This is a genomic window from Pseudomonas sp. AL10 (assembly GCF_029960685.1).
In the GTDB taxonomy this organism is placed as follows: domain Bacteria; phylum Pseudomonadota; class Gammaproteobacteria; order Pseudomonadales; family Pseudomonadaceae; genus Aquipseudomonas; species Aquipseudomonas lactis.
Map to the genome: position 1 here is coordinate 1 of NZ_JASBQZ010000100.1, position 396 is coordinate 396.

General features: G+C 55.3%; 1 pseudogene. It reads left to right on the plus strand.

Annotated elements, in window-relative coordinates:
* Positions 1 to 194 precede the first annotated feature (194 nt).
* Positions 195 to 396: pseudogene (locus QK296_RS28980) on the plus strand (alpha/beta hydrolase); the annotation flags it as partial.

The following is a 396-nucleotide window of genomic DNA, read 5'->3' on the forward strand; positions in this document are numbered from 1 at the left end:
GCTGGTGGGGATTGTTGCGTGAAGAGTGGTTGGCACCGAAGGATGGGGATCCGATTACTTGGAAAGATTTCGCGAATAACATCCGGAGCGCAAAAGAGTTTCACCAGGATATTGCTGGGTCTTACCACCCTCAAACCTACGTTTACTACGGCAACGACGATAAGCACCCCAGTTTCGAATCCATCACCTGGGAGATGCGTCGTGGGTCTCGCCTCAATGGCCCTTATGCCTCAAGCCCGGATGCTTTCACGGTGTCCAGCCTGCAAATGCATGAGGTGCGTGACGACGGGCGAAGCCCGTTGTACGTAGGCGGGCAAGCCGAAAGCGTAATGCCCCCACGGGGTGACCCCAATGCGCCAGTAAAGACCGTACAGACCAGCTATTGGGAACTGCATT